21 protein-coding genes and 1 tRNA gene are annotated in these 26,073 nt (G+C 70.6%); 8 read left to right on the top strand and 14 right to left on the bottom strand.

Annotated features, from left to right (window positions below):
- Positions 1–277: 277 nt before the first annotated feature.
- Positions 278–1,702 (top strand): dihydrolipoyl dehydrogenase family protein, encoded by a 1,425-nt coding sequence (locus EHF32_RS00320; RefSeq protein ID WP_137416265.1) that lies wholly within the window; start codon positions 278–280, stop codon positions 1,700–1,702.
- A 90-nt stretch (positions 1,703–1,792) separates the two neighbouring features.
- Here EHF32_RS00320 and purH read toward each other — a convergent pair whose 3' ends face one another.
- Genes purH through EHF32_RS00305 form a run of 3 tightly spaced genes read right to left on the bottom strand, consistent with a single transcriptional unit; the run spans position 1,793 to position 5,352 of the window.
- Positions 1,793–3,400: a bifunctional phosphoribosylaminoimidazolecarboxamide formyltransferase/IMP cyclohydrolase gene (purH, locus tag EHF32_RS00315; protein ID WP_137416264.1), complete on the bottom strand. Its 1,608-nt coding sequence runs from the start codon at positions 3,398–3,400 to the stop codon at positions 1,793–1,795.
- A 32-nt stretch (positions 3,401–3,432) separates the two neighbouring features.
- Positions 3,433–4,023, bottom strand: coding sequence for a phosphoribosylglycinamide formyltransferase (gene purN, locus EHF32_RS00310; RefSeq protein WP_137416263.1), 591 nt, complete (start codon positions 4,021–4,023; stop codon positions 3,433–3,435).
- A 9-nt stretch (positions 4,024–4,032) separates the two neighbouring features.
- Positions 4,033–5,352, bottom strand: coding sequence for a cell division protein PerM (locus tag EHF32_RS00305; RefSeq protein ID WP_192900663.1), 1,320 nt, complete (start codon positions 5,350–5,352; stop codon positions 4,033–4,035).
- A gap of 111 nt (positions 5,353–5,463) precedes the next feature.
- Between EHF32_RS00305 and EHF32_RS00300 the strand changes: the two genes are divergently transcribed.
- Positions 5,464–6,912 (top strand): NCS2 family permease, encoded by a 1,449-nt coding sequence (locus tag EHF32_RS00300; RefSeq protein WP_137416262.1) that lies wholly within the window; start codon positions 5,464–5,466, stop codon positions 6,910–6,912.
- 99 nt (positions 6,913–7,011) lie between these two features.
- Here EHF32_RS00300 and EHF32_RS00295 read toward each other — a convergent pair whose 3' ends face one another.
- The 4 genes from EHF32_RS00295 to EHF32_RS00280 form a co-directional block, all read right to left on the bottom strand.
- Complete coding sequence (locus EHF32_RS00295; protein ID WP_137416261.1) at positions 7,012–7,452, bottom strand: nitroreductase family deazaflavin-dependent oxidoreductase; 441 nt, start codon at positions 7,450–7,452, stop codon at positions 7,012–7,014.
- A gap of 82 nt (positions 7,453–7,534) precedes the next feature.
- Positions 7,535–8,437, bottom strand: coding sequence for a succinate--CoA ligase subunit alpha (sucD, locus tag EHF32_RS00290; protein ID WP_137416260.1), 903 nt, complete (start codon positions 8,435–8,437; stop codon positions 7,535–7,537).
- A 27-nt stretch (positions 8,438–8,464) separates the two neighbouring features.
- The gene (sucC, locus tag EHF32_RS00285) at positions 8,465–9,631 is read right to left on the bottom strand and encodes an ADP-forming succinate--CoA ligase subunit beta (RefSeq protein WP_137416259.1); all 1,167 of its coding nucleotides are present in this window, start codon (positions 9,629–9,631) and stop codon (positions 8,465–8,467) included.
- 100 nt (positions 9,632–9,731) lie between these two features.
- Positions 9,732–11,261: an FAD-dependent oxidoreductase gene (locus EHF32_RS00280; protein WP_137416258.1), complete on the bottom strand. Its 1,530-nt coding sequence runs from the start codon at positions 11,259–11,261 to the stop codon at positions 9,732–9,734.
- Between the two features lie 100 nt (positions 11,262–11,361).
- Between EHF32_RS00280 and EHF32_RS00275 the strand changes: the two genes are divergently transcribed.
- The gene (locus EHF32_RS00275; RefSeq protein ID WP_137416257.1) at positions 11,362–12,030 is read left to right on the top strand and encodes a TetR/AcrR family transcriptional regulator; all 669 of its coding nucleotides are present in this window, start codon (positions 11,362–11,364) and stop codon (positions 12,028–12,030) included.
- Between the two features lie 139 nt (positions 12,031–12,169).
- Here EHF32_RS00275 and EHF32_RS00270 read toward each other — a convergent pair whose 3' ends face one another.
- Positions 12,170–13,318: a pyridoxal phosphate-dependent aminotransferase gene (locus EHF32_RS00270; RefSeq protein WP_137416256.1), complete on the bottom strand. Its 1,149-nt coding sequence runs from the start codon at positions 13,316–13,318 to the stop codon at positions 12,170–12,172.
- A gap of 94 nt (positions 13,319–13,412) precedes the next feature.
- Between EHF32_RS00270 and EHF32_RS00265 the strand changes: the two genes are divergently transcribed.
- The 3 genes from EHF32_RS00265 to EHF32_RS00255 all read left to right on the top strand — a co-directional run bounded on the left by EHF32_RS00265 (position 13,413) and on the right by EHF32_RS00255 (position 16,924).
- Positions 13,413–14,636, top strand: a complete 1,224-nt coding sequence (locus tag EHF32_RS00265) for an acyl-CoA dehydrogenase family protein (protein ID WP_137416255.1) — start codon at positions 13,413–13,415, stop codon at positions 14,634–14,636.
- A 70-nt stretch (positions 14,637–14,706) separates the two neighbouring features.
- Positions 14,707–15,882, top strand: coding sequence for an AI-2E family transporter (locus tag EHF32_RS00260; RefSeq protein ID WP_137416254.1), 1,176 nt, complete (start codon positions 14,707–14,709; stop codon positions 15,880–15,882).
- A gap of 34 nt (positions 15,883–15,916) precedes the next feature.
- Complete coding sequence (locus EHF32_RS00255; RefSeq protein ID WP_137419051.1) at positions 15,917–16,924, top strand: ATP-dependent DNA ligase; 1,008 nt, start codon at positions 15,917–15,919, stop codon at positions 16,922–16,924.
- A gap of 4 nt (positions 16,925–16,928) precedes the next feature.
- Here EHF32_RS00255 and ligD read toward each other — a convergent pair whose 3' ends face one another.
- From ligD to EHF32_RS00240, 3 genes are all read right to left on the bottom strand, one after another.
- A complete protein-coding gene (gene ligD, locus EHF32_RS00250; RefSeq protein ID WP_137416253.1) occupies positions 16,929–17,951 on the bottom strand; it encodes a non-homologous end-joining DNA ligase in 1,023 nt (340 codons plus the stop codon).
- 75 nt (positions 17,952–18,026) lie between these two features.
- The gene (locus EHF32_RS00245) at positions 18,027–19,055 is read right to left on the bottom strand and encodes an SseB family protein (RefSeq protein ID WP_137416252.1); all 1,029 of its coding nucleotides are present in this window, start codon (positions 19,053–19,055) and stop codon (positions 18,027–18,029) included.
- Positions 19,056–19,099: 44 nt separating this feature from the next.
- Positions 19,100–21,526: an ATP-dependent helicase gene (locus EHF32_RS00240; protein WP_137416251.1), complete on the bottom strand. Its 2,427-nt coding sequence runs from the start codon at positions 21,524–21,526 to the stop codon at positions 19,100–19,102.
- A gap of 290 nt (positions 21,527–21,816) precedes the next feature.
- Between EHF32_RS00240 and EHF32_RS15675 the strand changes: the two genes are divergently transcribed.
- Positions 21,817–21,889: transfer RNA gene (locus EHF32_RS15675), tRNA-Met, on the top strand.
- 35 nt (positions 21,890–21,924) lie between these two features.
- Here the strand turns inward: EHF32_RS15675 and ykgO are convergent.
- Entirely contained in the window at positions 21,925–22,047 is a 123-nt protein-coding gene (ykgO, locus tag EHF32_RS00235) for a type B 50S ribosomal protein L36 (protein WP_137416250.1), read from the bottom strand.
- A 77-nt stretch (positions 22,048–22,124) separates the two neighbouring features.
- Here ykgO and EHF32_RS00230 point away from each other — a divergent pair, with 77 nt between their 5' ends.
- Entirely contained in the window at positions 22,125–23,108 is a 984-nt protein-coding gene (locus EHF32_RS00230) for a GTP-binding protein (RefSeq protein WP_137416249.1), read from the top strand.
- Here EHF32_RS00230 and pntB read toward each other — a convergent pair whose 3' ends face one another.
- Together pntB and EHF32_RS00220 are read right to left on the bottom strand one after the other, a co-directional pair.
- Entirely contained in the window at positions 23,109–24,509 is a 1,401-nt protein-coding gene (pntB, locus tag EHF32_RS00225; protein WP_137416248.1) for a Re/Si-specific NAD(P)(+) transhydrogenase subunit beta, read from the bottom strand.
- Entirely contained in the window at positions 24,506–26,044 is a 1,539-nt protein-coding gene (locus EHF32_RS00220) for a Re/Si-specific NAD(P)(+) transhydrogenase subunit alpha (RefSeq protein WP_137416247.1), read from the bottom strand. The genes pntB and EHF32_RS00220 overlap by 4 nt, the downstream gene beginning before the upstream one ends.
- Positions 26,045–26,073: the final 29 nt, after the last annotated feature.

Raw genomic sequence — 26,073 nt, 5'->3', positions numbered from 1 at the left:
GTGGCGGATGCGGGGCTTCCCGTTCGCACCCAGAACGGATGCAGCGCAGGCCCCACCGGAGCGACGGAACCGCCCGCAGCGGCCGGTGGCGCCACACCTTTACGCAGATGCGCCAGTCATTCTCTGGCGCATCTGCGTAAAGGTGGCGCATCTGCGCATATGCGACGCAACTCGGGTAACGGGGCCACAGGGCCGGGCCACGCGCGGACACGCACACCCGCGAGGGCGGGGGCGCAAGCGGGGGCCCAGGGCGGACGTGACGGAGTAGCGTCGCAGCATGAGCGAGCAGACCTACGACCTCATCGTCATCGGCGCCGGCCCCGTGGGCGAGAACGTCGCCGACCGCGCCGTGCAGGGCGGACTCACCGCCGTCATCGTGGAAAGCGAACTCGTCGGCGGTGAATGCTCGTACTGGGCGTGCATGCCGTCGAAGGGACTGCTGCGCGCGGGCGCCGTGCTGCGCGAGGCACGCGACGTCGACGGCGCGAAGCAGGCCGTGTCGGGCGCCCTCGACGTCGCCGGCGTCCTCCGGCGCCGCGACACGCTCACGCACGACTGGAACGATTCCTCGCAGGTGCAGTGGCTCACGGGCGCGGGCATCGACCTCGTGCGCGGCCACGGTCGCCTCGTCGGCGTCAAGCAGGTCGAGGTGACGGATGCCGACGGCGCCGTCACCCGCCTGACCGCCCGCCACGCGGTCGCCGTCTGCACGGGCACCGCGGCCCTCCTTCCCGACACCCCGGGCCTCGCCGATATCGCGCCGTGGACGAGCCGCGAGGCGACCAGCGCGCAGGAGATCCCCGCATCCCTCGCCATCATCGGCGGCGGCGTGGTGGCCGCGGAGATGGCCACCGCCTACGCGGATCTCGGCGCCGAGGTCACGCTCGTCGTGCGGGGCACACTGCTGGCAGCGAACGAGCCCTTCGCGGGCGAGCTCGTCGGCCGCGCCCTCGAGGAGCGGGGCGTGCGAATCCTCCGCCACACGAACGTCGTGTCGGCACAGCGCGTCGGCGATGAGAAGGAGCTGGAGCTGTCGGACGGCACCCGCATCCGCGCGGCGGAGGTGCTCGTGGCGACCGGGCGTGTGCCGCGCACCGGGGATCTCGGACTGGATGCGGTGGGCCTGACCCCGGGCGAGTGGCTGTCCGTCGACGACACGATGCTCGTGACCGGGACCGACTGGCTGTACGGAGTCGGCGACGTTAATCACCGGGCCCTGCTCACCCACCAGGGCAAGTACCAGGCGCGCGCCGCGGGCGACGTCATCGCAGCCCGCGCGACCGGCGCCGCCGTCGACGACGCGCCCTGGGGCGCGCACGTCGCGACGGCCGACCACGACGCCGTTCCGCAGGTCACCTTCACCGATCCGGAGGTGGCGTCCATCGGGTTCACCGAGGCCTCCGCGAAAGCCGCGGGCCGCCGCATCCGGGTCCTCGACTACGACCTCTCGTGGATCGCCGGGGCCGCCACCCGCGCCGACGACTACCGGGGCCAGGCCCGTGCCATCGTCGATGAGGAGGCGGGCACGATCATCGGCGCCACGTTCGTCGGCGAGGATGTGGCCGAGCTCCTCCACTCGGCGACGATCGCCGTCGTCGGTCAGGTGCCGATCAGCCGCCTCTGGCACGCCGTGCCGTCGTATCCCACGCTCAGCGAGGTGTGGCTGCGGCTGCTCGAGGCCTACGGCCGCCCGAGCGCCTGAGCTTCCTCCGGCAGGAGGACAACCGCCCCGCAGGACGATCCGGAAGAAATCGTCCTGCGGGGCGGTGATGTCCTGCGAAAGCGCCGGGACTCAGTGGTAGAAGTGGCGCTCTCCCGTGAAGAACATCGTCACGCCGCGCTCGCGGGCGAGGGCGATCGTCTCGTCGTCGCGCACGGATCCGCCCGGCTGCACGATGGCGGAGACTCCCGCATCCAGCAGGACCTGCGGTCCGTCCGAGAACGGGAAGAAGGCGTCGGATGCGGCGACGGAGCCGACCGCCCGGTCGCCCGCCCGCTCGACGGCCAGGCGGCATGAGTCGACGCGGTTGACCTGCCCCATCCCGATGCCGACGGTGGCGGAGTTCTTCGCCAGCACGATCGCGTTGGACTTGACGGCGCGGCACGCCTTCCAGGCGAAGATGAGGTTCGTCATCTCCTCGCCGGCCGGGCGCTCGCCCGCGACGAGCTCCCAGTCGGTCGCGACGGACTCGATGTCGTCCGGGAAGCGGTCGGCGTCCTGGAGCAGCAGGCCGCCCGAGACGAGGCGCACGTCCATGCGCTCCTGCTGCCAGTCGGCCGGCAGCTGCAGCACGCGCAGGTTCTTCTTCAGACGGAACAGCTCCAGCGCCTCCGGCTCGAAGGCCGGGGCGACGATCACCTCGGTGAAGATGTCGCGCAGGTTCTCCGCCATCTTCAGCGTGACCGTGCGGTTGGCCGCGATCACACCGCCGAAGGCCGAGACGGGATCACACTCGTGCGCCCGCAGGTGCGCGCTCGCAATCTCGTCGAGCGCGTTGGGCGCCGACACGGCGATGCCGCAGGGATTGGCGTGCTTGATGATCGCCACCGCGGGCTTGACCATGTCGAAAGCGGCGCGCAGTGCCGCATCCGCGTCGACGTAGTTGTTGTACGACATCTCCTTGCCCTGCAGCTGCAGTGCCTGCGCGATGCCGTGCCCGCCGGTGCGGGTGTAGATCGCCGCGCGCTGGTGGGAGTTCTCGCCGTAGCGGAGCGTCGCGAGCCGCTCGGCCTTGATCGTCAGGTGCGCGGGCAACTGCTCGCCCTCGGCGAGGGTCTCGTCGGCGAACCAGGTCGCGACGGCGCGGTCGTAGTTCGCGGTGTGGGCGAAGGCACGCGCCGCGAGCTCCCTGCGCTGGGCGAGCGAGGTGCCGCCGGCGGCGATCGCGTCGATGATCGCGGGGTACGACTCGGGCGAGACGACGATCGCGACGTTCGCGTAGTTCTTCGCCGAGGCGCGCACCATCGCGGGCCCGCCGATGTCGATCTGCTCGACCACGGCGTCGCCGGATGCGCCGGATGCGACCGTCTCGACGAACGGGTAGAGGTTCACGACCACGAGCTCGAAGGGCGAGATGCCGAGATCGGTCAGCTGCTCCTCGTGGTGCGCGAGGCGGAGGTCTGCGAGCAGACCCGCGTGGACGCCCGGATGCAGGGTCTTCACTCGACCGTCGAGGGACTCGGGGAACCCGGTCACGCTCGAGACGTCGACGACGTCGTGCCCGGCGTCGCGGATGGTCTGCGCGGTGGAGCCGGTCGAGACGATCTCGACGCCGGCGGCGACCAGCGCTTCGGCCAGACGCAGCAGGTCGGTCTTGTCGCTGACCGAGACGAGCGCGCGGCGGACGGGAACGACATCGCGGTCGCGGTAGAGGGACGGATCGTGGCTGGGCCCGGCCATGGGACTCCTCGGGGTGGGGCGGTTGCGGTGGGTCAGACGGCGGATGCGGCGAGGTCGAGCTCGCCGGTGGCGATGCGGCGAACGACGTCGATGAGCAGACGTCGTTCGACGGGCTTGATGCGTTCGTGGAGCGCGGACTCGTCGTCGCCCGGGTGCACCGCGATGCGCTCCTGGGCGAGGATCGGACCGGTGTCGACGCCGTCGTCGACGACGATGACGCTCGCTCCGGTCTCGGCGGCGCCCGCAGCGATCGCGTCGCGCACGGCGTGGGCACCGGGGAACTCCGGCAGGTAGGCGGGGTGTGTGTTGATCAGGCGCGGACTCCACGCGGCGACGACCGACGGCGGCAGCAGTCGCATGAGCCCCGAGAGCACGACGAGGTCGGGCTGCCAGACACGCAGCTGCCGATCGAGCTCCTCCCCCCAGGCCTCGCGCTGGTCGGCGCCCTGCCACGGGATGACGAAGCTCGGGATGCCGAACTCCTCGGCGTGAGCCAGACCGGAGGCTTCGCGGTCGGCGCCCACCACGATCACGCGGGCCGGGAAATCGGCTTCCGCCGCGGCCTCCAGCAGGGCTCGGAGATTCGAGCCGGTGCCGGAGATGAGAACGGCGACCGTGAGCACCCGCACAGTCTAGTCGCGCGCCGCATCCGCCCGCTCGGCGCCGTCATCCGCGCCTCCGCGCGCGCCCGTCAGCCGCGCGAACACACCCGGCTCGGATGCGGTCGTCGCCGCCGCCTCGTCGCCGCGCCGACGTGGCGAGAGCAGCAGGATCGCCGCACCCAGCCCCACCTCGACGCCGATGGCGACGCCGACGGCGACGGCGTCCGGGCCGACAGCAGACAGCCGTCCGGGTCCCATGCTGCCGCTGGCGAGGACCGCCATCAGGGCTGTGGCGAGCCCGGCCAGGGCGGCGATCGACAGCGTGAGCGTCACGAGGATGCCGGTGCTCTCCGCATCCGCCGTCGAGCCGCGCGGGCTGAGGCGGGATCGGGTCGCCCAGCCGGCGACGGCTCCGACCGCGATCGGGAGCAGGGCGAACAGCAGGTACCAGCTGCTGGCCCCCTCCGGCAGCACGCCCAGGATCGGCACGCCCGGCAGCACGCCGAGCTGCGTGCCCGCCGGCGAGACGACGCTCCCCGCGCCGAGCCCGACGCCGGGGCCCGCGACGAAGGACAACGCCCAGACGAGCAGGGTCGGCAGGTACAGCAACTGGGCGAGCGCGAGGACCGCGGCGCCGCCCGCATCCAGGTTGCCCGCCTGAGAGAGCGCGACGATGTTCGGAGCGCGCACGATGAGGGCGACCCCGAGGACCGCGGCACCCACGGCGACCATCCCCGTCACGGCGATCGCCCCGCCGCGCACGGCGAGCTCGGGCACCTCGGGCCAAGCACCCCGGGCGCGGTCGAGTCGAGCACGGAGGGCGTCGACGGGCCCGTCGTCACCGTCGACCCAGGCACGGTGGAGAGCGCCCGCGAGCACGCCGGCGGCGTAGTACGCGGTGGGATAGCAGATGGCGCGCCAGAGATCGGTGCCGGTCAACGACGCCTGCGAGGTGACGGCGATGCCGGACGCGAGCGCGGCGAACACGAGCGTTCCCGTGAGCGCGCCGCTCCACGGCGCCCCGGCGCGCCCGGCGCGGGCTCCGGAGCGCCCGCCGAAGAGCAGGGTGAACGCGGCGAAGGCCAACGGGGCGAGGGAGAGTGTGAAGCTCGCGAGGGTGGCATCGACGCCCAACTCGGCGACGTAGACCTCGGGGAGTGTGATCGCGACGGGAACAGAATGCCCGAATTGCCAGATGGTCGCGGCGCTCTGCCAGATCGCGGAGAGATCTCCCGAGCCGAACGCGACGAACCAGAACACCGTCAGCGGGGCGCCCGCGACGGCGAGGCCGACGGCCGCCGCCACGAGGGCGTCGAGGGCGGAGAGGAGAAGGACGAGGACGCGTTGCATGGCCCCCTGACCCTACCCAGAGGACCTTTGCGTGACCGCCCCCCACGCCGCCCGCATCCGCCACGGCTCTCCCGCGTCGCGCAGCGGGCCGCATCCGACTACTCTCGTCGGGTGCACCACCCCCGTACCACCAGCGTCTCGTCCACCTCCCCCGGCCGTCTCGACCGCTTCTTCGGCATCACGGCGCGCGGCGCCACCGTCGGCGGCGAGATCCGCGGCGGCGTCGTCACCTTCGTGGCGATGGCCTACATCGTCCTGCTGAACCCGATCATCCTGTCCGGCGGAACGGATGTGGCCGGCAACGCCCTCGGCTTCGCCCAAGTCGCCGCGACCACCGCGCTCACCGCCGGCGCCATGACCATCCTCTTCGGGTTGGTCGCCCGGCTGCCGTTCGCGTTCGCCGCGGGCCTGGGCATCAACTCGTTCCTGGCCGTCAGCGTGGTGGGCGAGGTCACCTGGCCCGAGGCCATGGGCCTCGTGCTCATCAACGGCCTCCTGATCGTGCTGCTGGCCGTCACAGGCCTGCGACGGCTCATCTTCGATGCCGTGCCGATGGCGCTGAAGACCGCCATCACGGTCGGTATCGGTCTGTTCATCGCCTTCATCGGTTTCGTCGACGGCGGACTCGTGCAGAGCACGGGCCTCGCGTCGCCTCCCGTCGGTCTCGGCGTGAACGGCTCGATCGCCACCGTCCCGACGCTCCTGTTCGTGCTCACGCTCGTGACCATCGCGATCCTTCTCGCCCGCAAGGTCAAGGGCGCGATCCTCATCGGTCTCGCGGGCGGCACCGTCGTCGCGGTCATCGTCGAGGCGATCTGGCACCTCGGCTCCCGCGCCGACGGCAACGCCGGCGGATGGGGGCTCAGCGTGCCCGAGATCCCGGCATCCATCTTCAGCCTGCCCGACCTCAGCCTCGTGGGTCAGGTCAGCTTCGGCGCCTTCGACCGCATCGGAGTGCTCGCAGCCGCGATGCTCGTGTTCACGCTGCTGTTCACGAACTTCTTCGACGCGATGGGCACGATGACGGGCCTCTCGCGCGAGGCGAACCTCGCCGATGAGCGCGGCAACTTCCCGCGCCTGCGCTCCGCGCTCGTGGTCGAGGGCATCGGCGCCGTCGCGGGCGGACTGACCTCGTCGTCGTCCAACACGGTGTTCATCGAGTCCGGCACCGGCATCGGCGAGGGCGCCCGCACGGGCCTCGCGAACCTCGTGACCGGTGGACTCTTCCTGCTGGCCATGTTCGTGACGCCCTTGACCACCATCGTGCCGAGCGAGGTCGCCTCGGCCGCCCTGGTCGCCGTCGGCGCACTCATGATGAGCCAGATCCGCCACGTCGATCTCACCGACGTCTCGGTGCTGATCCCGGTGTTCCTGACGATCACGGTCATGCCGCTGACGTACTCGATCGCCAACGGCATCGGTGCGGGCTTCGTCAGCTGGGTCGTCATCCGCTCGCTGTCGGGGCACGCCCGTCGCATCAGTCCGCTGCTGTGGATCGTCGCCGCCGGCTTCGTCGTGTTCTTCGTACGTGGTCCGATCGAGGCAGCCCTCGGCGGCTGAGCCACCACCTCGACGCCGAACGAGCACCCGTTCATCGAACGAGCACTCCATGTGGTGCTCACTCGGCGAACGGATGCTCGTTCGCGTGTGTGCGGGCGCTCAGACCTCGCGCGGCTCCAGCACGAAGATCGCGATCTGGCGGTCGGTCTTGGTCTGGTAGACGGCGTAGTCGGGCCACACGGCCACCGCGCGTTCCCACCACAGGTGGCGTTCCTCGCCCTCGAGCTCGCGCGCGGTGTAGTCGCGCTTGACGGCGCCGTCCTGCAGCTCGACGTGCGGATGCTTGCGGATGTTGTTCCCCCAGGCGGGCTCCTCGGGCGCCCCGCCCTTGGAGGCCACGACGAGGTAGTCCCCGTCGTGCTCGACGCGCATGAGCGCGGTCTTACGCAGGCCACCGCTCTTGGCGCCGACGGTAGTCAGCACGATGATCGGAACACCGCGCAGCTCACCGCCCTCGGCACCGTTGGTGGCTTCGTAGAGCTCGGCTTGCGACCGGGCCCACTCGGACGTGCTCGGCTTGTACTCCCCTGTCAGCGGCATGCGTCCAGGCTACTGCGGCGAGATACGACGAAGGGCGGATGCGGGAGCCTCGGCCGCCCGCATCCGCCCTTCGTGAGGGGTCCTACAGACCCTGGATGATCTCGCGCATGAGCGCGGCGGTCTCGGACGGCGTCTTGCCGACCTTCACGCCCGCGGCCTCGAGCGCTTCCTTCTTGGCCTGCGCGGTGCCCGCGGAGCCCGAGACGATCGCACCGGCGTGGCCCATCGTCTTGCCCTCGGGGGCGGTGAATCCGGCGACATAGCCGACGACGGGCTTCGTGACGTTCGCGCGGATGTAGTCGGCCGCGCGCTCCTCGGCGTCGCCGCCGATCTCGCCGATCATCACGATCGCCTTGGTCTCGGGGTCGGCTTCGAACGCCTCGAGCGCGTCGATGTGCGTCGTGCCGATGATCGGGTCGCCGCCGATGCCGATGGCGGTCGAGAAGCCCAGGTCGCGCAGCTCGAACATCATCTGGTAGGTCAGCGTGCCGGACTTCGACACGAGACCGATCGGGCCCTTGCCGGTGATGTTGGCGGGCGTGATGCCCACGAGCGACTCACCGGGGGTGATGATGCCGGGGCAGTTCGGACCGATGATGCGGGTCTTGTTGCCCTTCTCGATCGCGTAAGCCCACGCCTCGGCCGAGTCGCCGACCGGCACGCCCTCGGTGATGACCACGAGCAGCGGGATCTCGCTGTCGATGGCTTCGATCATGGCGTCCTTCGTGAACGCCGGCGGCACGAAGGCGATGGAGACATCGGCGCCCGTGGCCTCGATGGCCTCGGCGACGCTCGCGAAGACCGGCAGCTCGACGGGGTTGCCGTCCTTGTCGGTGTGCGAGACGGTCGTGCCGGCCTTGCGCGCGTTGACGCCGCCGACGACCTGGGTGCCCGCCTTCAGCATGAGAGCGGTGTGCTTGGTGCCTTCGCCGCCGGTGATGCCCTGGACGATGACCTTGGAGTCCTTGTTGAGGTAGATCGACATGTCTGTGTCCTTATCCGATGCGGGCGATCAGGCGGCGGCCAGCTCGGCGGCCTTGTCGGCGCCCTCGTCCATGCCTGCGGCGAGGGTCACGAGCGGGTTGTTCGCCGCGGCGAGGATCGCGCGGCCCTCCTCGACCTGGTTGCCGTCCAGGCGCACGACGAGCGGCTTGGTCGCGGTGTCGCCGAGGATCTCGAGCGCCTTGACGATGCCCTCCGCCACGGCGACGCACGAGGTGATGCCGCCGAAGACGTTGACGAAGACGCTCTTGACCTGCGGGTCGCCGAGGATGACGTCCAGGCCCGCCGCCATGACGGTGGCGGATGCGCCGCCGCCGATGTCGAGGAAGTTCGCGGGCTTCACGCCGCCGTGGTTCTCGCCGGCGTAGGCGACGACGTCGAGCGTGGACATGACCAGGCCCGCTCCGTTGCCGATGATGCCCACCTGACCGTCGAGCTTCACGTAGTTCAGGCCCGCAGCCTTCGCCTTCGCCTCGAGCGGGTCGGCCGCATCCTTGTCCTCGAGCTCTTCGTGCTCGGGGTGGCGCACCTCGGTCGCGTTGTCGTCGAGGGTGACCTTGCCGTCGAGGGCGATGATGTCACCGTTGCCGTCGAGGATGAGGGGGTTCACCTCGACGAGGGTGGCGCCCTCGCCGGTGTAGACGGCGTAGAGCTTGACGAAGACGTCGGCGACCTTCTCGACGAGCTCCTCGGGGAAGTTCGCCGCGCGCGCGATCTCGACGGCCTTGGTCTTGTCGATGCCCGTCAGCGCGTTGACCTCGATACGTGCGAGCGCCTCGGGCTTCTCGACGGCGAGCTGCTCGATCTCCATGCCGCCCTCGACGCTGGCCAGCGACAGGTAGGAACGGTTGGAGCGGTCGAGCAGGACCGAGAAGTAGAACTCCTTCTCGATGGAGGCTCCCGCGGCGACCATGACGCGCTTGACGACGTGGCCCTTGATGTCGAGGCCGAGGATGGCCTTGGCCGCCTCATACGCCTCGTCGGGGGTCTTCGCGACCTTGACGCCGCCCGCCTTGCCGCGACCGCCCGTCTTGACCTGCGCCTTGACCACCACGACGCCGCCGAGCTTCTCGGCTGCCGCCTTCACCTCCTCGGGGGTGTCCGCGACGATGCCGGCGAGCACCGGCACCTCGTACTTCTCGAAAAGGTCTCGTGCCTGGTACTCGTACAGATCCACTGGGCTTCCTTCGCTGGTCCGAGGGAGGGTGACGCAAAACGTCTCGACGTCGAGATATCGACCAGTCCCCCAGCCTACTCCCCGTGCACGAGTGCTCCGTTCACGCCTGTGCAGACGAGGGCGGACGCACGCGCCGCAGATCCGACAGTGCGGGACCCTCGATCCGGCGCCCGTCGGGCGCGAAGCGCGAGGCGTGCAGCGGGCAGTCCCACGTGCACTCCGCGTCGTTCCAGGTCAGCACGCCTCCCAGATGCGGGCAGACGGCGGAGACGGCGCGGACCTCGCCGTCGACTCTGGACACACCGACGGGGCGCCCCGCATCCGCACCGACGACGCCCTTGCCCTCGGAGGGGACGCGGGGCGGATGCCGGAGCGCGCCGAACCAGCCATGAACCGCCTGCCCGCCGACTTTGGCGTTCTCCGCCGCCCCCTTGGCGAGATCCGCCGGCACGGTGATGCGGGTGCCGAGCCTGCGCATCCAGTCGGCACGCTCGTTCTCCCCGACACCCTCGATCTCCGCGGCGATCCGCAGCGCGGCGGCAGGGCCATTGGTGAGACCCCACTTCGCGTAACCCGTGGCGAAGCGCACCCTACCGCCGGAGCGGGGCATGACGCCGACGAACGGGATCAGGTTGTGGGAGGTGTAGTCCTGTGCCGACCAGCGGTGGGTCGGCACCGCCTCCGGCACGTGGCGCCGGGTCCAGGCGATCAGCTCCGCGACGCGGGCTCGTTCGGATGCGGCGCGCCCGACCGGGTGTCCGCCGCCGCCGACGATCAGGCGCGTCTGCTCCCACCGACCGTCGCGCTCGGACACGGTGCGCACCGATCTGCTGGGGGCGTCCGCGGAGAGGAACATGCCCTCCGGGAGGGCCACCTCATCCGGCACGGCGAAGGCCACCGCGTACGAGCGCATGGCGGCGACCTTGGCGAAGTACAGTCCGCGATCGAGCACCGCCGCGCCCGTCGCCAGCACGATGTTCTCGGCCGTGATGTCGCCCCGGGCCGTGTGCACCGTCGGCATCCCCGATGTCGAGACCCCCGTCGCCCGCACGCCGGTGTGCAGCGTGCCGCCCGCGGCGAGGAAGGCCGACGCGAGGGCATGCGCGGCCGCATCCGGATCCATCCCCAGCTGGCCGTCCAACGCGACGGCGGAGCGGGCCGGGAACGGCAGGTCGAGCTCGTCGGCCGCGGCCCACCGAACCGGTAACCCGGCCTCCCGGGCGGCCTCGAACTCCTCACGCACCCGGGCACGGCCGGCGTCGTGCTGTGCGTATGTGAAGGCGGTGCGCGCCTCGTACGGCAGGCCCTCGCGATCGGCGAACGATCGCAGCCAGAGCTGCCCGTCCAGGTTCGCCTGCACGTACGCGCGCACCAGGGAGGGCGAGTGGTGGGAGCGCAGCGCGGACAGTTGCGTCCCTTGCAGCAGCGACACCTTGCCCGTGTTCGCGCCCGTCGCGAGTCCGGCGACCTCGCGCGCCTCGAGCACAACGACCTCACGCCCGGACTCGGCGAGCAGCAGCGCCGTCGCGAGCCCGGTGATGCCCGCTCCCACCACGACGATCTCGTGCTCACCGGGGACGAACGGCGTCGCGGGGACGCTACGGGCGTGCTGCTTCCAGAGGGACTCCATGCGGCGCAGTCAACGCGTCCGGCACCGGATGTCCGCGGGGCTTGACACGGCGACGGAGTCGACGGGCGGGCGCGGGAGCAGGTCTAGGCTTGCTCCGCAGATGAGTGAGACAGCTTCCCCCTCAGCCGCGCGTGACGATGTCGTCGCCGCGGCCCTCGACCTGTTCGCGCGGCAGGGTTTCGAGGCGACCTCGGTGGACCAGATCGCCCAGGCCGCCGGCATCTCGCGCTCCACGTTCTTCCGCCAGTTCGGCGGGAAGGACGACGTCGTCTTCGCCGATCACGAGCTCCTGCTCGACAAGCTGCGCACGTATCTCGCCCGGCCGCACGAGAATCCGTGGGAGGCGGTCTGCGAGGCCTCGATGCAGGTCTACCGTCACTTCGCGGCGGACCCCGAGCTCGCCCGCCGCCGCTACACGGTGGTGCGCGACGTGCCGGCGCTGCGCGACCGCGAGATCGTCACCGTCTTCCGGTACGAGCGGCTCTTCGACGAGTACCTGCGCACGGCGCTTCCCGGCCTCGATCCTCTGGACGCGGTGAGCTTCGCGGCCCTCGTCACCGCCGTGCACAACCACGTGCTCCGCCGACTCCTGCGCGGACCCAAGAAGGTCCCCGCCTCGGCACTGCGCCGAGCTCTCGACGACTGCCTCGACAAGTTCGGGGTCGGCGAGCGGGCCGCGGCCGCCGACGACGACGTCGTGGTCGCCGTCTTCCCCCGTCGCATGCCGGCCGCGGAGGTCGCCCGCCGCCTCCGCGACGACCTGCGCTGAGCGCCGCCTCCGCGACGAGCGGCGCGACGTCTGCACGATCCGTGGTGCAGACGTCATCTGATGCGACGGATGCGGCGCCGGATCCCGGATGCGCCGTGCACACGTCGCGGCACCCACCGCGCCGCGGACCGAGCGCGATTCAGGGCGCGGGCAGCAGCGACAGCCCGTGGAGCAGGTCGCCGCGCGAGGCGGCCGCGCACACGCGCACCCACCCCTCACCCGAAGCACCGAAGGCGGATCCGGGCGCGAGAGCGACGCGCTCGGTGCGCAGGAACTCCTCCGCCCACGCCCCGACGTCGCCGCCGGTCGCGTGGCGCAGATCGATCCACAGGTAGAACGCGCCGTCGGGCACGCGGTAGGCGATGCCCCGCTCGTCGAGCAGCGCGGTCGCCGCATCCAGGTTCTGACGATAGCGGGCGCGGGCGAGGGTGATGTTGCCCTGGTCGCCGGTGAGCGCTGCCACGCCCGCGCGCTGATCGGGTACGGCCACACACGCGATCATGGCCTCCTGCACAGTACGGAGGATCTGGTCCATACCGAGCGGGGTGATGAGGAAGCCGACGCGCACCCCCGTCATGGCGTACGACTTCGAGAGGGAGAACACGCCCAGCACCCGGGGCTCGTCGCTCAGCGCGTCGAGCGCCGTCAGGCTCACGTGCGGCTCGCCCCACGTGAGCTCCGCGTACACCTCGTCGCTGATGATCCACAGGTCGCGGCGCCGCGCGAGTTCGAGGATCCCGTGCGCGAGCCCGGCGTCGATGACCGTGCCGAGCGGGTTCGACGGCGAGTTCACCACGATCGCCCGCGTCCGCGGCGTGATGAGCGCCTCGATGCGGTCGAGCTCCGGCAGGAAGTCGGTCTCCGGACGCAACGGATACGGCACCGGTACCGCGCTCAGCATCCGCGGACTCATCGAGAAGGTCGTGTATCCGGGGTCGGGCACGAGCACCTCGTCGCCCGGCCCGAGAACCAGTCCCATCGCCTGATGCAGCGCCTGCGTGCCGCCCACGGTGACCCAGACCCGCTCCGGCGACAGAGCGGCACCGTGGTTCGCGGTGAATCGATCGGCGAACGCCTGACGCAGCGCCGGGATGCCGGCATTGGCCACGTAGTCGGTCTCGTCCGCCTCCCAGGCGCGCGTAGCGGCCTCGATGATGTGCGCCGCCACGGGCACGTCGGGCTCGCCCACCGCGAGCATGGTGACGTCGTCGAGGGTGAGCGCGATCTCGAAGATGCGACGGATGCCGCTGGGGGGAACGGATCGCAGGTGGTCGCTGAGGGCCGGCACCCGCTCAGGCTAACGCGTTGCGACAGCGCATCCGCGCAGTGGAACTGAGTACCAGAATTGGCGAGACAGCGTGCCACACGGCTATCGTGTGCGCATGAGCTCTGTGCCGGGCGACACCGCCGCCGCCTACGACGTGACCGGACGCCTGGACACCGACTACTACGCCGTGTTCGCCGACATCCCCGACGCGGACCGCGCCGTCTGGGACCGGGCGAAGGGCTACGTCGACGAGGTCGGCGATCGCATGGTCGCCGCCTGGGACGACAGCTCCTACCCGCTGGATCTCGTCACCCGCCTGGGCGAGCTCGATCTGTACAACGACGGCATCGAGCACCCTTCGCTCACGCACTTCTCACCGCTGGCTGCGGGCCTGGTCAACATGGAGGTGTCGCGGGGAGATGGATCACTCGGCACGGTGATCGCGGTGCAGGGCGGCCTCGCCCTGCGCACCCTTGCCCTGTTCGGCTCCGCCGCTCAGCAGGAGCGGTGGCTCGAGCCGCTCGCGCGGGGCGCGGTGCTGGGATCCTTCGCCCTCACCGAGCCCGACCACGGGTCGGACTCCGTCTCGCTCGAGACCGTCGCCCGCCGTGACGGCGACGAATGGGTCCTGCGCGGCGCGAAGAAGTGGATCGGCAACGGAGCGTCCGGCGGCCTCACGTTCGTCTGGGCACGGGTGGACGATGCCGCCGCCGACGAGCACGGTGCGGTGCGCTGCTTCCTGGTCCCGCAGGACACTCCGGGCTACACCGGCACGGTGATCGCCGGGAAGGCGTCGCTGCGCGGCATCCACCAGGCTCACATCGCGCTCGATGACGTGCGCCTGCCCGCGGATGCGGTGCTGCCCGGCACCCGGAGTTTCAAGGACGCGTCGACGGTGCTGTACTCCACCCGCTCCGGCGTGGCGTGGTCGGCACTCGGGCATGCCACGGCCTGCTACGAAGCCGCGCTCTCCTACGCGCAGCAGCGCGTGCAGTTCGGCAAGCCCCTCGTGAAGTTCCAGATGGTGCAGGAGCGGCTCACGCAGATGCTCGACGAGCTGACGGCGATGCAGCTCTACTGCCGACGCATGGCGGATCTCGAGACCGCGGGCGCACTGCGACCGACACAGGCCTCCCTCGCGAAGTATCACAACACCCGCGCCGCGCGCCGCATCGCCCAGACCGCCCGCGACCTCATGGGCGGCAACGGCATCCTGCTCGAGAACCGCGTGATCCAGCACATGGCCGACATCGAGGCCATCCACACCTACGAGGGCACCGAGAGCGTGCAGGCCCTGCTCATCGGGCGCGACATCACGGGCACCGGCGCCTTCGTCTGAGCCCCTGCCGCTCTGACACCCGCACGTCAAGACGCAGGCGTCGGGGGGATGCGGCCGATACGGTCGTCGCATGGGACTGTTCCGCCGCGCACCGCAGGAGGTGACGCTCACCTCCCGCGAGGTCGAGCTCACCGCACACCGGGCTCCGTGGAGCCTCTGGGGAGACGCCTTCGGACGCCTCGCGATCCGCGGGCTGCAGATCATCGTTATCGTCGCCATCGTGGCCGGTGCCATCTGGGGCATCCGCCAGGTCACGGTCGTCGTCATCCCGCTCATCCTCGCGCTCATCTTCGCCTCGGCCTTCGCACCGGTCATGACGTGGATGCGGCGCAAGGGCGTGCCCTCGATCCTGGCCACGCTCCTGACGCTGCTCACGGTCGTCGTGCTGCTCACCGGACTCGGGTGGGTCATCGTATGGGCGGTCCGCGACCAGTGGGACGACCTCTCGTCGCAGGCGCAGGGCGGCTTCCAGCAGCTGCTCGACTGGGTCAACACCCTGCCGTTCGCTCCGACGTCGGCGCAGATCGACGAGTGGATGGGGCAGCTCGGCGATTTCGTGACGAGTGCCCAGTTCGGCAGCGGCGCCCTCGCCGGCGTGAGCGCCGTCGCGAGTTTCGTCACCGGGTTGGTCCTGATGGTCGTGATCCTGTTCTTCTTCCTGAAGGACGGCCCGCGGATGTGGGAGTTCCTGCTGCGCCCGTTCCATGGAACGTCCTACGTGCGTGCGCGCCGCATCGGCGACAAGTCGGTGCAGGTGCTCGGCTCGTACGTGCGCGGCACGGCGGCGGTCGCCTTCGTCGATGCCGTCGGCATCCTGATCGGTCTGCTCATCCTGCAGGTGCCCCTCGCCATCCCGCTGGCGGTCCTGGTGTTCCTGCTCGCCTTCATCCCGATCGTCGGCGCCGTGACAGCCGGTGCACTGGCCGCCCTGGTGGCGCTCGTGGCCAATGGGCCGGTCATCGCGCTCATCGTCGTGGGCGTCGTGATCGCCGTCAACCAGCTCGAGGGCAACTTCCTGCAGCCGGTACTCATGGGCAGGTCGATGAAGCTCCACTCGTTCGTCGTCCTGGTCGTGTTGGCCGGGGGAACGGCGATCGGCGGCATCCTCGGCACGCTGCTCGCCGTACCGCTGACCGCGGTCGTGTGGGGCATCATCCAGGTCTGGGACGGCCCCGACACCCCGGCGAGGTGGGCGAGACCCAAGAAGCGCGAGCAGCGCGTCGCGGCGGGCGACGCGACGGCCTGAGGAGCGCCCCGTGCGGTACGAGATCCCCGCTCCCATGCTCGCCAAGGCGGTCAAGGACGTCCCGGATGCGGCCGGCTGGAGCTTCGAGCCCAAGTGGGATGGCTTCCGAGTGCTCGCCGCGTGGGACGGGGAGAGCGTGGAGTTGGGGTCGCGAGGCGCGAAGCCGCTCACCCGCTACTTCCCCGAGCTGGTCGAGGCATTGCCGCGCGTGCTGCCCGAGCCGTGCCTCATCGACGGCGAGATCGTCATCCCGACCGGCCCCCCGGGCGCGCAACGGCTGGATTGGGAAGCGCTCAGCCAGCGCATCCACCCCGCCGCCTCCCGCGTCACGACGTTGGCGGACGAGACGCCCGCCTTGCTCATCGCCTTCGACCTGCTGGCTCGCGGCGACCGCGATCTGCGCGACGCACCCTTCGCCGAGCGTCGCGCCGAACTCGAGGACCTGTTGGCGGGTGTCCAGCCTCCCGTGCACCTGACCCGCACGACCGCCGATCCCGCGACCGCGCAACGCTGGCTCGCGGAGTTCGAGGGCGCGGGTCTGGACGGCGTCGTCGCCAAGCGCCTCGACGACGCCTACCAGCCGAACAAGCGCACGATGCTGAAGATCAAGCACGCCCGCACCGCCGACGTCGTCGCGCTCGGGTACCGCGTCCACAAGAGCGGCGTCGGCGTGGGCTCGCTGCTGGTGGGGCTCTACGACCACGAGGGACGCCTGCGCAATGTGGGCGGCGTGTCGGCGTTCACGGACGCGCGGCGCCGGGAACTCGTCGACGAGCTGGCGCCGCTGGTCGAGCGCGACGAGACGGGTGAGGCGGTGACGGGCGAGACCGAGCGGTCGCGATTCGCCGCATCCAAGGACGTGTCGTTCGTGCGGCTGCGCCCGGAGCGTGTGCTCGAGGTGCGCTACGACCAGCTCGAGGGGATGCGGTTCCGCCACACCGTGCAGTTCGAGCGCTGGCGTCCCGACCGCGAGGCGTCATCCTGCACTTTCTCGCAGCTCGAGCAGGTGTCGGCCTACGACCTCGGCGACGTCCTGGACTGACGGATCACTCCTCCGAACGCGCACGGCTCGGCTGCACGCGCGGCGGCTCTCCGGGCATCTTCGGAAATTCGGGAGGGAAGGGCAGTTCCCCGAGGCCGTCATCGAGGTCCCGCTGCCACCATTCGAGCAGGGTGTCGATACGTCCGGGGTTTCGGGCGATGTGCTCCCACGGGTCGCCGATCTCGGCGAGGCGGCGAGGAACGGTGCGCACGGTGAAGGCGTGCGGGTCGACGGTGGGCAGCTCGTCCCAGGTGATGGGAGTCGCCACCGTCGCATCGGGAAGCGCGCGGGGGCTGTACGCGCCGGCCATCGTCCGGTCGCGGTTGGTCTGGTTGAAGTCCACGAAGATGCGCTGCCCGCGCTCCTCCTTCCACCAGTTCATCGTCACCCGATCCGGCGCACGACGGGCGAGCTCCCGGCCCGCGGCGATCGCGGCGTGGCGCACGTCGAGGAACTCGTGCGTGGGCTCGATCGGGCAGAAGAGGTGGATGCCGCGGTTCCCGCTCGTCTTGATCCAGGAATCGAGGCCGCCTTCCGCCAGCACCTCGCGCATGAGCGGCGCGACGGCGGCCGCATCCGAGAAGTCCGTGCCCGGCTGAGGATCGAGATCGATCCGCAGCTCGACGGGGCGATCGGGGTCGGCAGCGAGCGAGGCCCACGGGTGGAAGACCACCGTGTTCATCTGCACGGCCCACACCAGTGCCGCGGGTTCGGTGAGCACGACCTGCGGATGGCTGCGCCCGCTGTTGTAGGTGACGGTCACCGCGTCGACGTAGTCCGGGGTGCCCTTGGGCGGGTTCTTCGAGAAGAAGGACTCGCCGTCGATGCCGTCGCGGTAGCGCTCGAGCGACACCGGACGATGCCCGTTCGCACGCAGGAACGGCTCGGACACGGCCAGGATGTAGTCGACGAGGTCGCGCTTGGTGATGCCCGCAGCGGGCCACACCTCGCGGGACGGACTGGAGACGGAGATCTCCCGGTCGCCATCGGGCCCGGGGACGATCACCGTGGTGCGTTCGCTCGCCATGCCCCGACCCTAGGGGCGCAGGCTCGCGCCCCGCATCCCCTTGCGCTCTCGGCGCGCGTCGCTCGAAGGCGGGCGTCAGGCGCCGAGGGCGAGCACCGGCGCGAGCTGCGCGCGGCTGAGACGGATCCAGGGGCCGGCGGGGTTCACGATGACGCCTGAGATGCCGTCGTCGGAGCGCAGCGCGCGGGCGAGCTGTTCGGGCGTGACCTTCGCCGGCTGGTCTCCGCGGCCGAGAGCGACGAGCTCCAGCGGGTGGGAGAAGAGCTCGAGGATGCGCTCACCGTCCGTCGTGCGGAGTTCGGCGATGCCGATGCGGTCGCCCTCGCCGCGTCGGGCTGCGACCCAGACGGGCGCGTAGGTGAGCGCGTCGGCGACGTCGCCGGCCGTCTCGTCGGTGCGGTCGGCGGCGAGCAGTGTCTTCACCGCAAGGTGCGGGTCGAGGTCGGCGAGGGCCTTCTCGATCAAGGGCTTGGGCAGGATCGCGGAGCCGGGGCGCGACGCGTGGTCGACGGCGATGCCACCGAATTCGCCCGCGACGATCTGGCGCAGCAGGCTGATGACGGGCTGGGCCAGCGCCGAGGTGGACGCGTCGCCGTCGGCACGCACCGCATCCTGCAACGCGCGGCCGCTGGAGTACACGAGCATGTACTTCTGCTCCTGGTACGTGATCACCGAGGTCGGCAGATTGTCGCCCTTGGCGAGGAGCTCGCGGGCGTCGCCCTGCACGCGGATGTAGACGTGCCCCTGCAGTAACTGGCGCGCCACGTTCATGAGCTCGACCGGCTGCGCCTTCTCGGGGAGCGCGGCGAGGGCGTCGCGCAGCAGGACGTTGTCGCGCAGGCCCGGCACGGTCTCGAGGTCTTTCGATGCCTCCGCGGCGGGCGAGGCGAGGTGCGGCGGCCTGGCGGCGGCCATGGCCGAGACGCCCTCGGGCATGGCCGGGGCGGCGTCCGGCGTGCGGTTCTCACCGAAGGTGCTGACCGAGATCGGCACGTGAGGGACGTTCTCCGCCGGCGCCTCCGGCGTCGCCTCGGCCGCAGTGGACGCGGCCGCATCCCGTTCGGGTTCTTCGGAGGGCTTGGGTCGGCGCGAGAAGAGTGCCATCGGGCCAGCCTAACCGCGCGGCGCGGTGCGCGCCGGGGTGTGACTCAGATCTTCTCGATCGGCGCGATCTTGATCAGCAGCTTCTTGGCTCCGGCACTGTCGAAGCGCACGTGCGCGATCCTCTTGGCCCCCTCGCCCGTGACCGCGTCGATGCGTCCCTCTCCGAAGTCCTCGTGCCGGATGCGGTCGCCCGCCGCCAGTTCGAGCTCACTGTTGTCGCGCACCTTCGCCGGGATCTTGTTCGCGAAGCGCTCGAGCGAGGTCGACTTGGGCAGCAGCGGCGGGTTGTCGTCGCGACGCGAGCCCCACCCGCCGGGGCGTCGGGCGTTGAGGGCGCGCGACTGTGCGCCGCCGCGCGAGTTGACGTCGCCCGGCGACTGGCGCCAGTCGATGAGTTCGGCGGGGATCTCCTGCAGAAAGCGGCTCGGCATCGCGACCGTGACCTCGCCGAACTGCGCGCGGGTCATCGCGAGGGTGAGATGCAGGAGCTTGCGCGCGCGGGTGACGCCCACGTAGAACAGGCGACGCTCTTCGGCAGGGCCGCCGGGCTCGTTCGCCGAGATGCGGTGCGGGATGAGGTCTTCTTCGACACCGGTGAGGAAGACGGCGTCGAACTCGAGGCCCTTCGCGGTGTGCAGGGTCATGAGCGAAACGGAGCCCGATGCGTCGTCGAGGTCGTCCGCGTCGGCGACGAGGGCGACCTCGGTGAGGAAGTCGCTGATCGTGCCCTGCGGGTTGTTGCGAGCGAACTCGCGCGCCACGGCGACGAACTCGTCGAGGTTCTCGAGGCGGGCCTCGTCCTGCGGGTCGCGGCTGGCACGCAGCGCGTCTGAGTAGCCGCTCTTGCTCAGCAACAGCGACAGCGCCTCAGCGACGGCGGTGGGCGGCGCATCCTGCCCCTCGGGCAGCAGCAGCGCCGTCGCCTCGGTGAGCACGCGGTCGAGCTGGGTGATCGCCGCCTGGATCTTGGGCCCGACGCCCAGCGCCTCCGGCGAGGCGAGCGCCTCACGGAACGTGATCTGGTTGTCCTCCGCGAAGCGCGCGATGGCCGTCTCGGTCACGTCGCCGATGCCGCGACGCGGCTTGTTCAGGATGCGGCGCACCGCCATCTCGTCGGCGGGGTTCGCCACGGCGATCAGGTAGGCGAGCGCGTCCTTGATCTCGGCGCGCTCGTAGAACTTCGTGCCGCCCATGATCTTGTACGGCAGGGCGGAGCGGATGAAGATCTCTTCCAGCGCGCGCGACTGCGAGTTGGTGCGGTAGAAGACGGCGATGTCGGAGTACGCCGTGCCGGCCCGGTGGATCTTCTCGATCTCGTCGGCGACGAACTGCGCTTCGTCGTGCTGCGAGTAGCCGGTGAAGCCGACGATGAGCTCGCCCGCGCCCACATCCGTCCACAGCTTCTTGTCCTGCCGGTCGAAGTTGTTGCGGATGACCGCGTTGGCCGCCGACAGGATGTTCTGCGTCGAGCGGTAGTTCTGCTCGAGCAGCACGACCTTCGCACCGGGGAAGTCGCGCTCGAACTCGCTGATGTTGCGGATGTCGGCGCCGCGGAAGGCGTAGATCGATTGGTCAGAGTCGCCCACGACGGTAAGGGATGCGGCCTCCACCTCGGGCGCCTTGTCGGGCTCGAAGATCATCATGCCGCCCGCGGAATACGACTCCCCCTCGCCCGAGACGGGGCGGGTGAGCTCGCGGATGAGCGAGTACTGGGCGTGGTTGGTGTCCTGGTACTCGTCGACGAGGATGTGGCGGAACCGACGGCGGTACGTGTCGGCCACCTGCGGGAACGCGCGGAAGAGGAAGACGGTCTGGGCGATGAGATCGTCGAAGTCGAACGCATTGGCCCGGCGCAGGGCGCGCTGGTAGTCGCCGAAGACCTCGACGAACACCCGCTCGGCGGGGTCACTCATGTTCGCCTGCCGCGCGTAGCCCTCCGCATCCTGCAGCTCGTTCTTGAGCTTGGAGATACGGCTCTGGACGGCGGCGGGGGTGAGACCGAACGCGTCGGCCTCGTGTTCCTTCACGAGCCGCTTGATGAGCGCCCGCGAGTCGCCGGAATCGTAGATCGTGAACGAGCTGGTGAACCCGAACTGCTGCGCCTCACGGCGGAGGATGCGGACGCACGCGGAGTGGAAGGTCGAGATCCACATGCCGCGCGCGCTGTCGCCCACGAGCTGCTCGACGCGCTCGCGCATCTCCCCCGCCGCCTTGTTCGTGAAGGTGATGGCGAGGATCTGGCTCGGCCACGCTTCGCGCGATCGCAGCAGCGAGGCGATGCGGTGGGTGAGCACACGGGTCTTGCCGGAGCCGGCACCGGCGACGATGAGCAGCGCGGGCCCGCGATAGATGACGGCCTCCCGCTGCGGGCCGTTGAGGCCGGCGAGGAGGTCGGCGTCGGGACGTGCGGAATCGCCGGCGGGGCGAGCGCCGTCACCGCCGATGATGAGGGGCGTGGAGGCGTCGGTCATGTCCCCTCAAGTCTAGGCGCGACCGCCGACACCCGCCCGGGTCGGCGGCCGCGCCTGCTCCCTCCGGCGCTGATGCCGCGTCGGCGCCGCGACATCTGCATGGCCGATCGCGGGCGGGTCGCCGCATCCGCCTCACGCCGCGACACCAGCCCCACCGATCGTGCAGGCGTCGCAGTGTGACGGCGCGGAGGGCCATGCTGCACCCTGCGACCTCGTGACGCGGTGACGCACGGGGTCATCTTGCGACATGCACTGGCGCGGGTCGGAACCCCGGGTTAGCGTCGAGACATCGCGGCGATCCGGGTGGTCCCGGGCTCCGGTTCATACCCGGAAGCGTTGCGGGTTCGACTCCCGCCGTCGCGTCTACATCGCTCCGACCCGGACGCGACACGCCCTTCTCAGCCCTGCCGCCCCTTGAAGCGGGGGTTGAGCTTGTTGATGACGAACACCTTGCCGCGTCGGCGCACGACCTGGGCGCCGGGCTGGTTCTTCAGGGACTTGAGCGAGGCACGGACTTTCACAGCGACTCCTTATTGATAACGGTTCTCAACAACAGGTTATGCTGGGTGCTCCACCCGAGCAACTGGAGAGGACCGGCATGGAATCGATCCCTGTCGCCATCACCGGGGTGTGCGCACCCGAACGCCACCTCTTCGCCGAACGTGCCGCCGCAACTCTCGGCCGCCGTCTGGTCTGGGCCTACGGCGGCCCGCGGCACACGAGTTCGCACCGTCCGCAGGGATTCTGGGCCGGAGGGGGCGATCAGCTCGCGCTCTTCGACTGCGCCACCGACCTCGATCCGCTGCACTTCAGTGGCGCGTTCGACACCCCGCCCGCGCTGGTGTGCGTCATCGACGCCCCGCACATGGTCCAGGATCTGCGCGACGGTTCCGCCCTGCGCTCGGACGCCCCTCCCGGCGACGACCGCGGAGACCACGGCGCCCGCGCGCGGCAGGCGGCGGCGTTCATCGAGAGCGCGCACGTCATCGCGTTCGTCAACTGGGAGGGCGTCGAGACGGCGAGGCTCGCGATGCTCATGGCACTTGCCTCGCATCTGAATCCCCTCGCCCGCATCCGCCTCACGCGCGATCCGCACGAGGACGTCCGCGCGGCGCTCGCGACGGACACCTCGACCCCCGTCGGCGAGCGCGCCGGATGGGTGCGGATGCTGAACGAGGAACACGACCCGCATATGACGGATCGCCGCGTGACGACCTTCCGCTACGAGCAGCTCCGCCCCTTCCACCCGGAGCGCCTCGTTCGCGCGCTCGACGACGAGATCGACGCGCGCCGCTGGGGACTCGTCCTGCGCTCGGTCGGCTTCTGCCGCCTGGCGACCCGCCAGGGCATGCTCGCGCGCTGGGAACAGGTCGGCTCCGCCATGTGGCTCGACCCGCTCCACACGCGCGAGGCCTACAGCTGCATCGGGCAGGAGATCGCCGTCACCGGGCTCGATCTGCACGCGGGGGCGGTCGCGCGCGCCCTCGACGACGCCGCCCTGACGGATACGGAGATGGATGCCGGACCCGAGGTGTGGGAGCAGTTCGCCGACCCGTTGCCCTCGTGGCCGGTCCAGGCGTGATCAGAGCGCGCGCAGGATGTCCTCCACGCGCTGCTTCGCGTCGCCGAACAGCATCTGCGTGTTCTCCCGGAAGAACAGCGGGTTCTCGACGCCCGCGTAACCGGATGCCATCGACCGCTTGAAGACGACGACCTGGCGCGCCTCCCAGGCCCGGATCACCGGCATCCCCGCAATGGGGCTCGAGGGGTCCTCGGCTGCGGACGGGTTCACCGTGTCGTTGGCGCCGATCACCAGCACGACCGATGTCTGCGCCAGGTCGTCGTTGATCTCGTCCATCTCCAGCACGATGTCGTAGGGCACCTTCGCCTCCGCGAGCAGCACGTTCATGTGCCCGGGCAGGCGTCCCGCGACCGGATGGATGCCGAAGCGCACCTCGACCTCCTTCGCCCGCAGCCGCTCGACGAGCTCGGCGACCGGATACTGCGCCTGCGCGACGGCCATGCCGTAACCGGGCACGATCACGACGCTGTCGGCGTCGGCGAGCATCTCGGCCACCGACTCCGCGTCCGTCTCCCGGTGCTCGCCGGCCTCGGCGGCCTGCCCGGATGCGGCCGGCGCCCCGAAGCCGCCCGCGATGACGGCGAGCAGCGAACGGTTCATCGCCTTGCACATGAGGAACGACAGGTACGCACCCGACGACCCCACGAGGGCACCGGTGATGATCAGCAGGTCGTTGTCGAGGAGGAATCCTGCGGCGGCCGCTGCCCAGCCGGAGTAGCTGTTGAGCATCGAGACGACCACCGGCATGTCGCCGCCGCCGATGGACGCGACGAGGTGCCAGCCGAGCGCCAGCGCAAGCACCGTCACCGCGATCAGGAGGCCCAGCGTCGGGGTGACGACATACCAGATCGTGAGGGCGGCGAACACGATCAGCGCGCCGAGGTTGAGCGCGTTGCGCCCGGGCAGCGTGAGCGGCTTCGAGGGCATCCGGCCCGAGAGCTTGAGGTACGCGACGAGGGAGCCGGTGAAGGTGACGCCACCGATGAACACCCCGACGAAGACCTCACCGTGGTGGATGTCGCGGAGCGCTCCCGTGAGCCCGCCGTCATGGAGGTGCCCGTTCCAGCCCACGAGCACGGCTGCAAGCCCCACGAAGCTGTGCAGCAGTGCGATGAGCTCCGGCATCCCGGTCATCTCGACCGAGCGGGCGCGCCAGAGTCCGATCGCGGCTCCCACGGCCACCGCGGCGACCAGCAGTGGGAGCCCGAGGGCCGCGGCGCCGGACGCGAAGGCGCCGGTTGCGGCGACGACGACCGTCGCCACCAGGGCGATGGCCATGCCGGCGATGCCCGACACGGCGCCGGCACGCGCGGTCTCGTGGCGGCTGAGGCCCGCCAGGCTCAGGATGAAGAGGATCGCCGCGACCAGATAGGCGGCGTTCGCGACGGCGTTGGCGGTCATCGCCCCTCCCCCTTCGAGAACATCGCGAGCATGCGACGGGTGACGGCGAAGCCGCCGAAGACGTTGATGCTCGCCAACAGCACCGCGACGGCGGCGAGGATCTGCACGATCGGCTCCGGCACCGTCAGCTGCGTGATCGCGCCGACGACGATGATCCCCGAGATGGCGTTCGTCACGCTCATGAGCGGAGTGTGCAGGGCGTGGTGCACCTTGCCGATCACGTAGTAGCCCACGACGATCGACAGCGCGAGCACCGTCATGTGCTGCGGCAGCGGCGCCGGCGCGAAGGTCACGACGGCGAACAGCGCGAGGGCGGCCAGAACGAACAGCAGGAGCTTGCGACCAGGCCGCGGTGGCGGCGGTTCGGCGACGGATGCGGCGGGAGCCGGCGACGCGGCCGGTGCCGCGGACACGGCGACGGGCGGCGGCGGCCAGAGCACATCACCCCCTGCAGCGACGGTCACCGAACGCTGCACGACGTCGTCGAGGTCGAGGACGAGAACGCCGTCCTTGCCCGGCGTGAGCAGGCGCAGCAGGTTGAGCACGTTCGTGCCGTAGAGCTGAGACGACTGCGCGGGCAGTCTTCCCGCCAGGTCGGTGTACCCGAGGATCACGACACCGTTGTCGGTCACGACACGCTGGTCGGCGACCGAGCCCTCGACGTTGCCGCCGTGCCCTGCCGCCATGTCGACGATCACGCTGCCGGGCCGCATCCGCGCGACATCCTCTGCCGTGATCAGCCGCGGCGCGGCGCGCCCCGGGATGAGCGCCGTGGTGATGACGATGTCGACCTCGGTCGTCTGCGCGCTGTAGAGCTGGGGGGCGGCATGGTCGTACTCCTCGCTCGTCGCGCGCGCGTAGCCGTCGCTCGAGACGGTCTGGGCGGGCACCGTCACCGGGAGGTACTCGCCGCCGATAGAGCGCACCTGGTCGGCGACCTCGGGGCGCGGGTCGGTCGCGCGCACGATCGCGCCGAGGCTGGATGCGGTGCCGATGGCCGCGAGGCCCGCGACGCCCGCGCCTGCGACGAGCACCTTGGCCGGCGGCACCTTGCCCGCGGCGGTGACTTGACCTGTGAAGAAACGACCGAACTCGTTCGCGGCCTCGACCACGGCCCGGTAGCCGGAGATGTTGGCCATGGAGCTGAGGACGTCCATCGACTGGGCGCGCGAGATGCGGGGGATCGCGTCCATCGCCAGCGCCGTCACGCCGTGCGCCGCCAGCCGGTCCACCAGACCGGGGTTCAGGGCGGGAGCGAGCTGGGTGATGAGCACCGCACCCGCACGCAGCCGGGCGATCTCGTCCGTGCTCGGCGCGTCCACACCGAGCACGATGTCGGCACCCCAGGCTTCGGCCGTATCGCCGATCGTCGCCCCCGCGTCACGGTAGGACGTGTCGGGGAACGCCGCACGCGCGCCGGCATCCGCTTCGACGACGACGTCGTAGCCGAGGGCGATCAGCTTGCCGACGGTCTGCGGCGTGGCGGCGACGCGGTTCTCACCGTCGCCCTCCGAGACGATGCCGATGCGGGTCATGGAGCGACTCCTCGTGCGGGGCGGGGCGG

It is taken from the genome of Microbacterium sp. RG1 (assembly GCF_005347485.1).
Lineage (GTDB): Bacteria > Actinomycetota > Actinomycetes > Actinomycetales > Microbacteriaceae > Microbacterium > Microbacterium binotii_A.
This window is presented reverse-complemented; position numbering and strand designations above follow the sequence as displayed.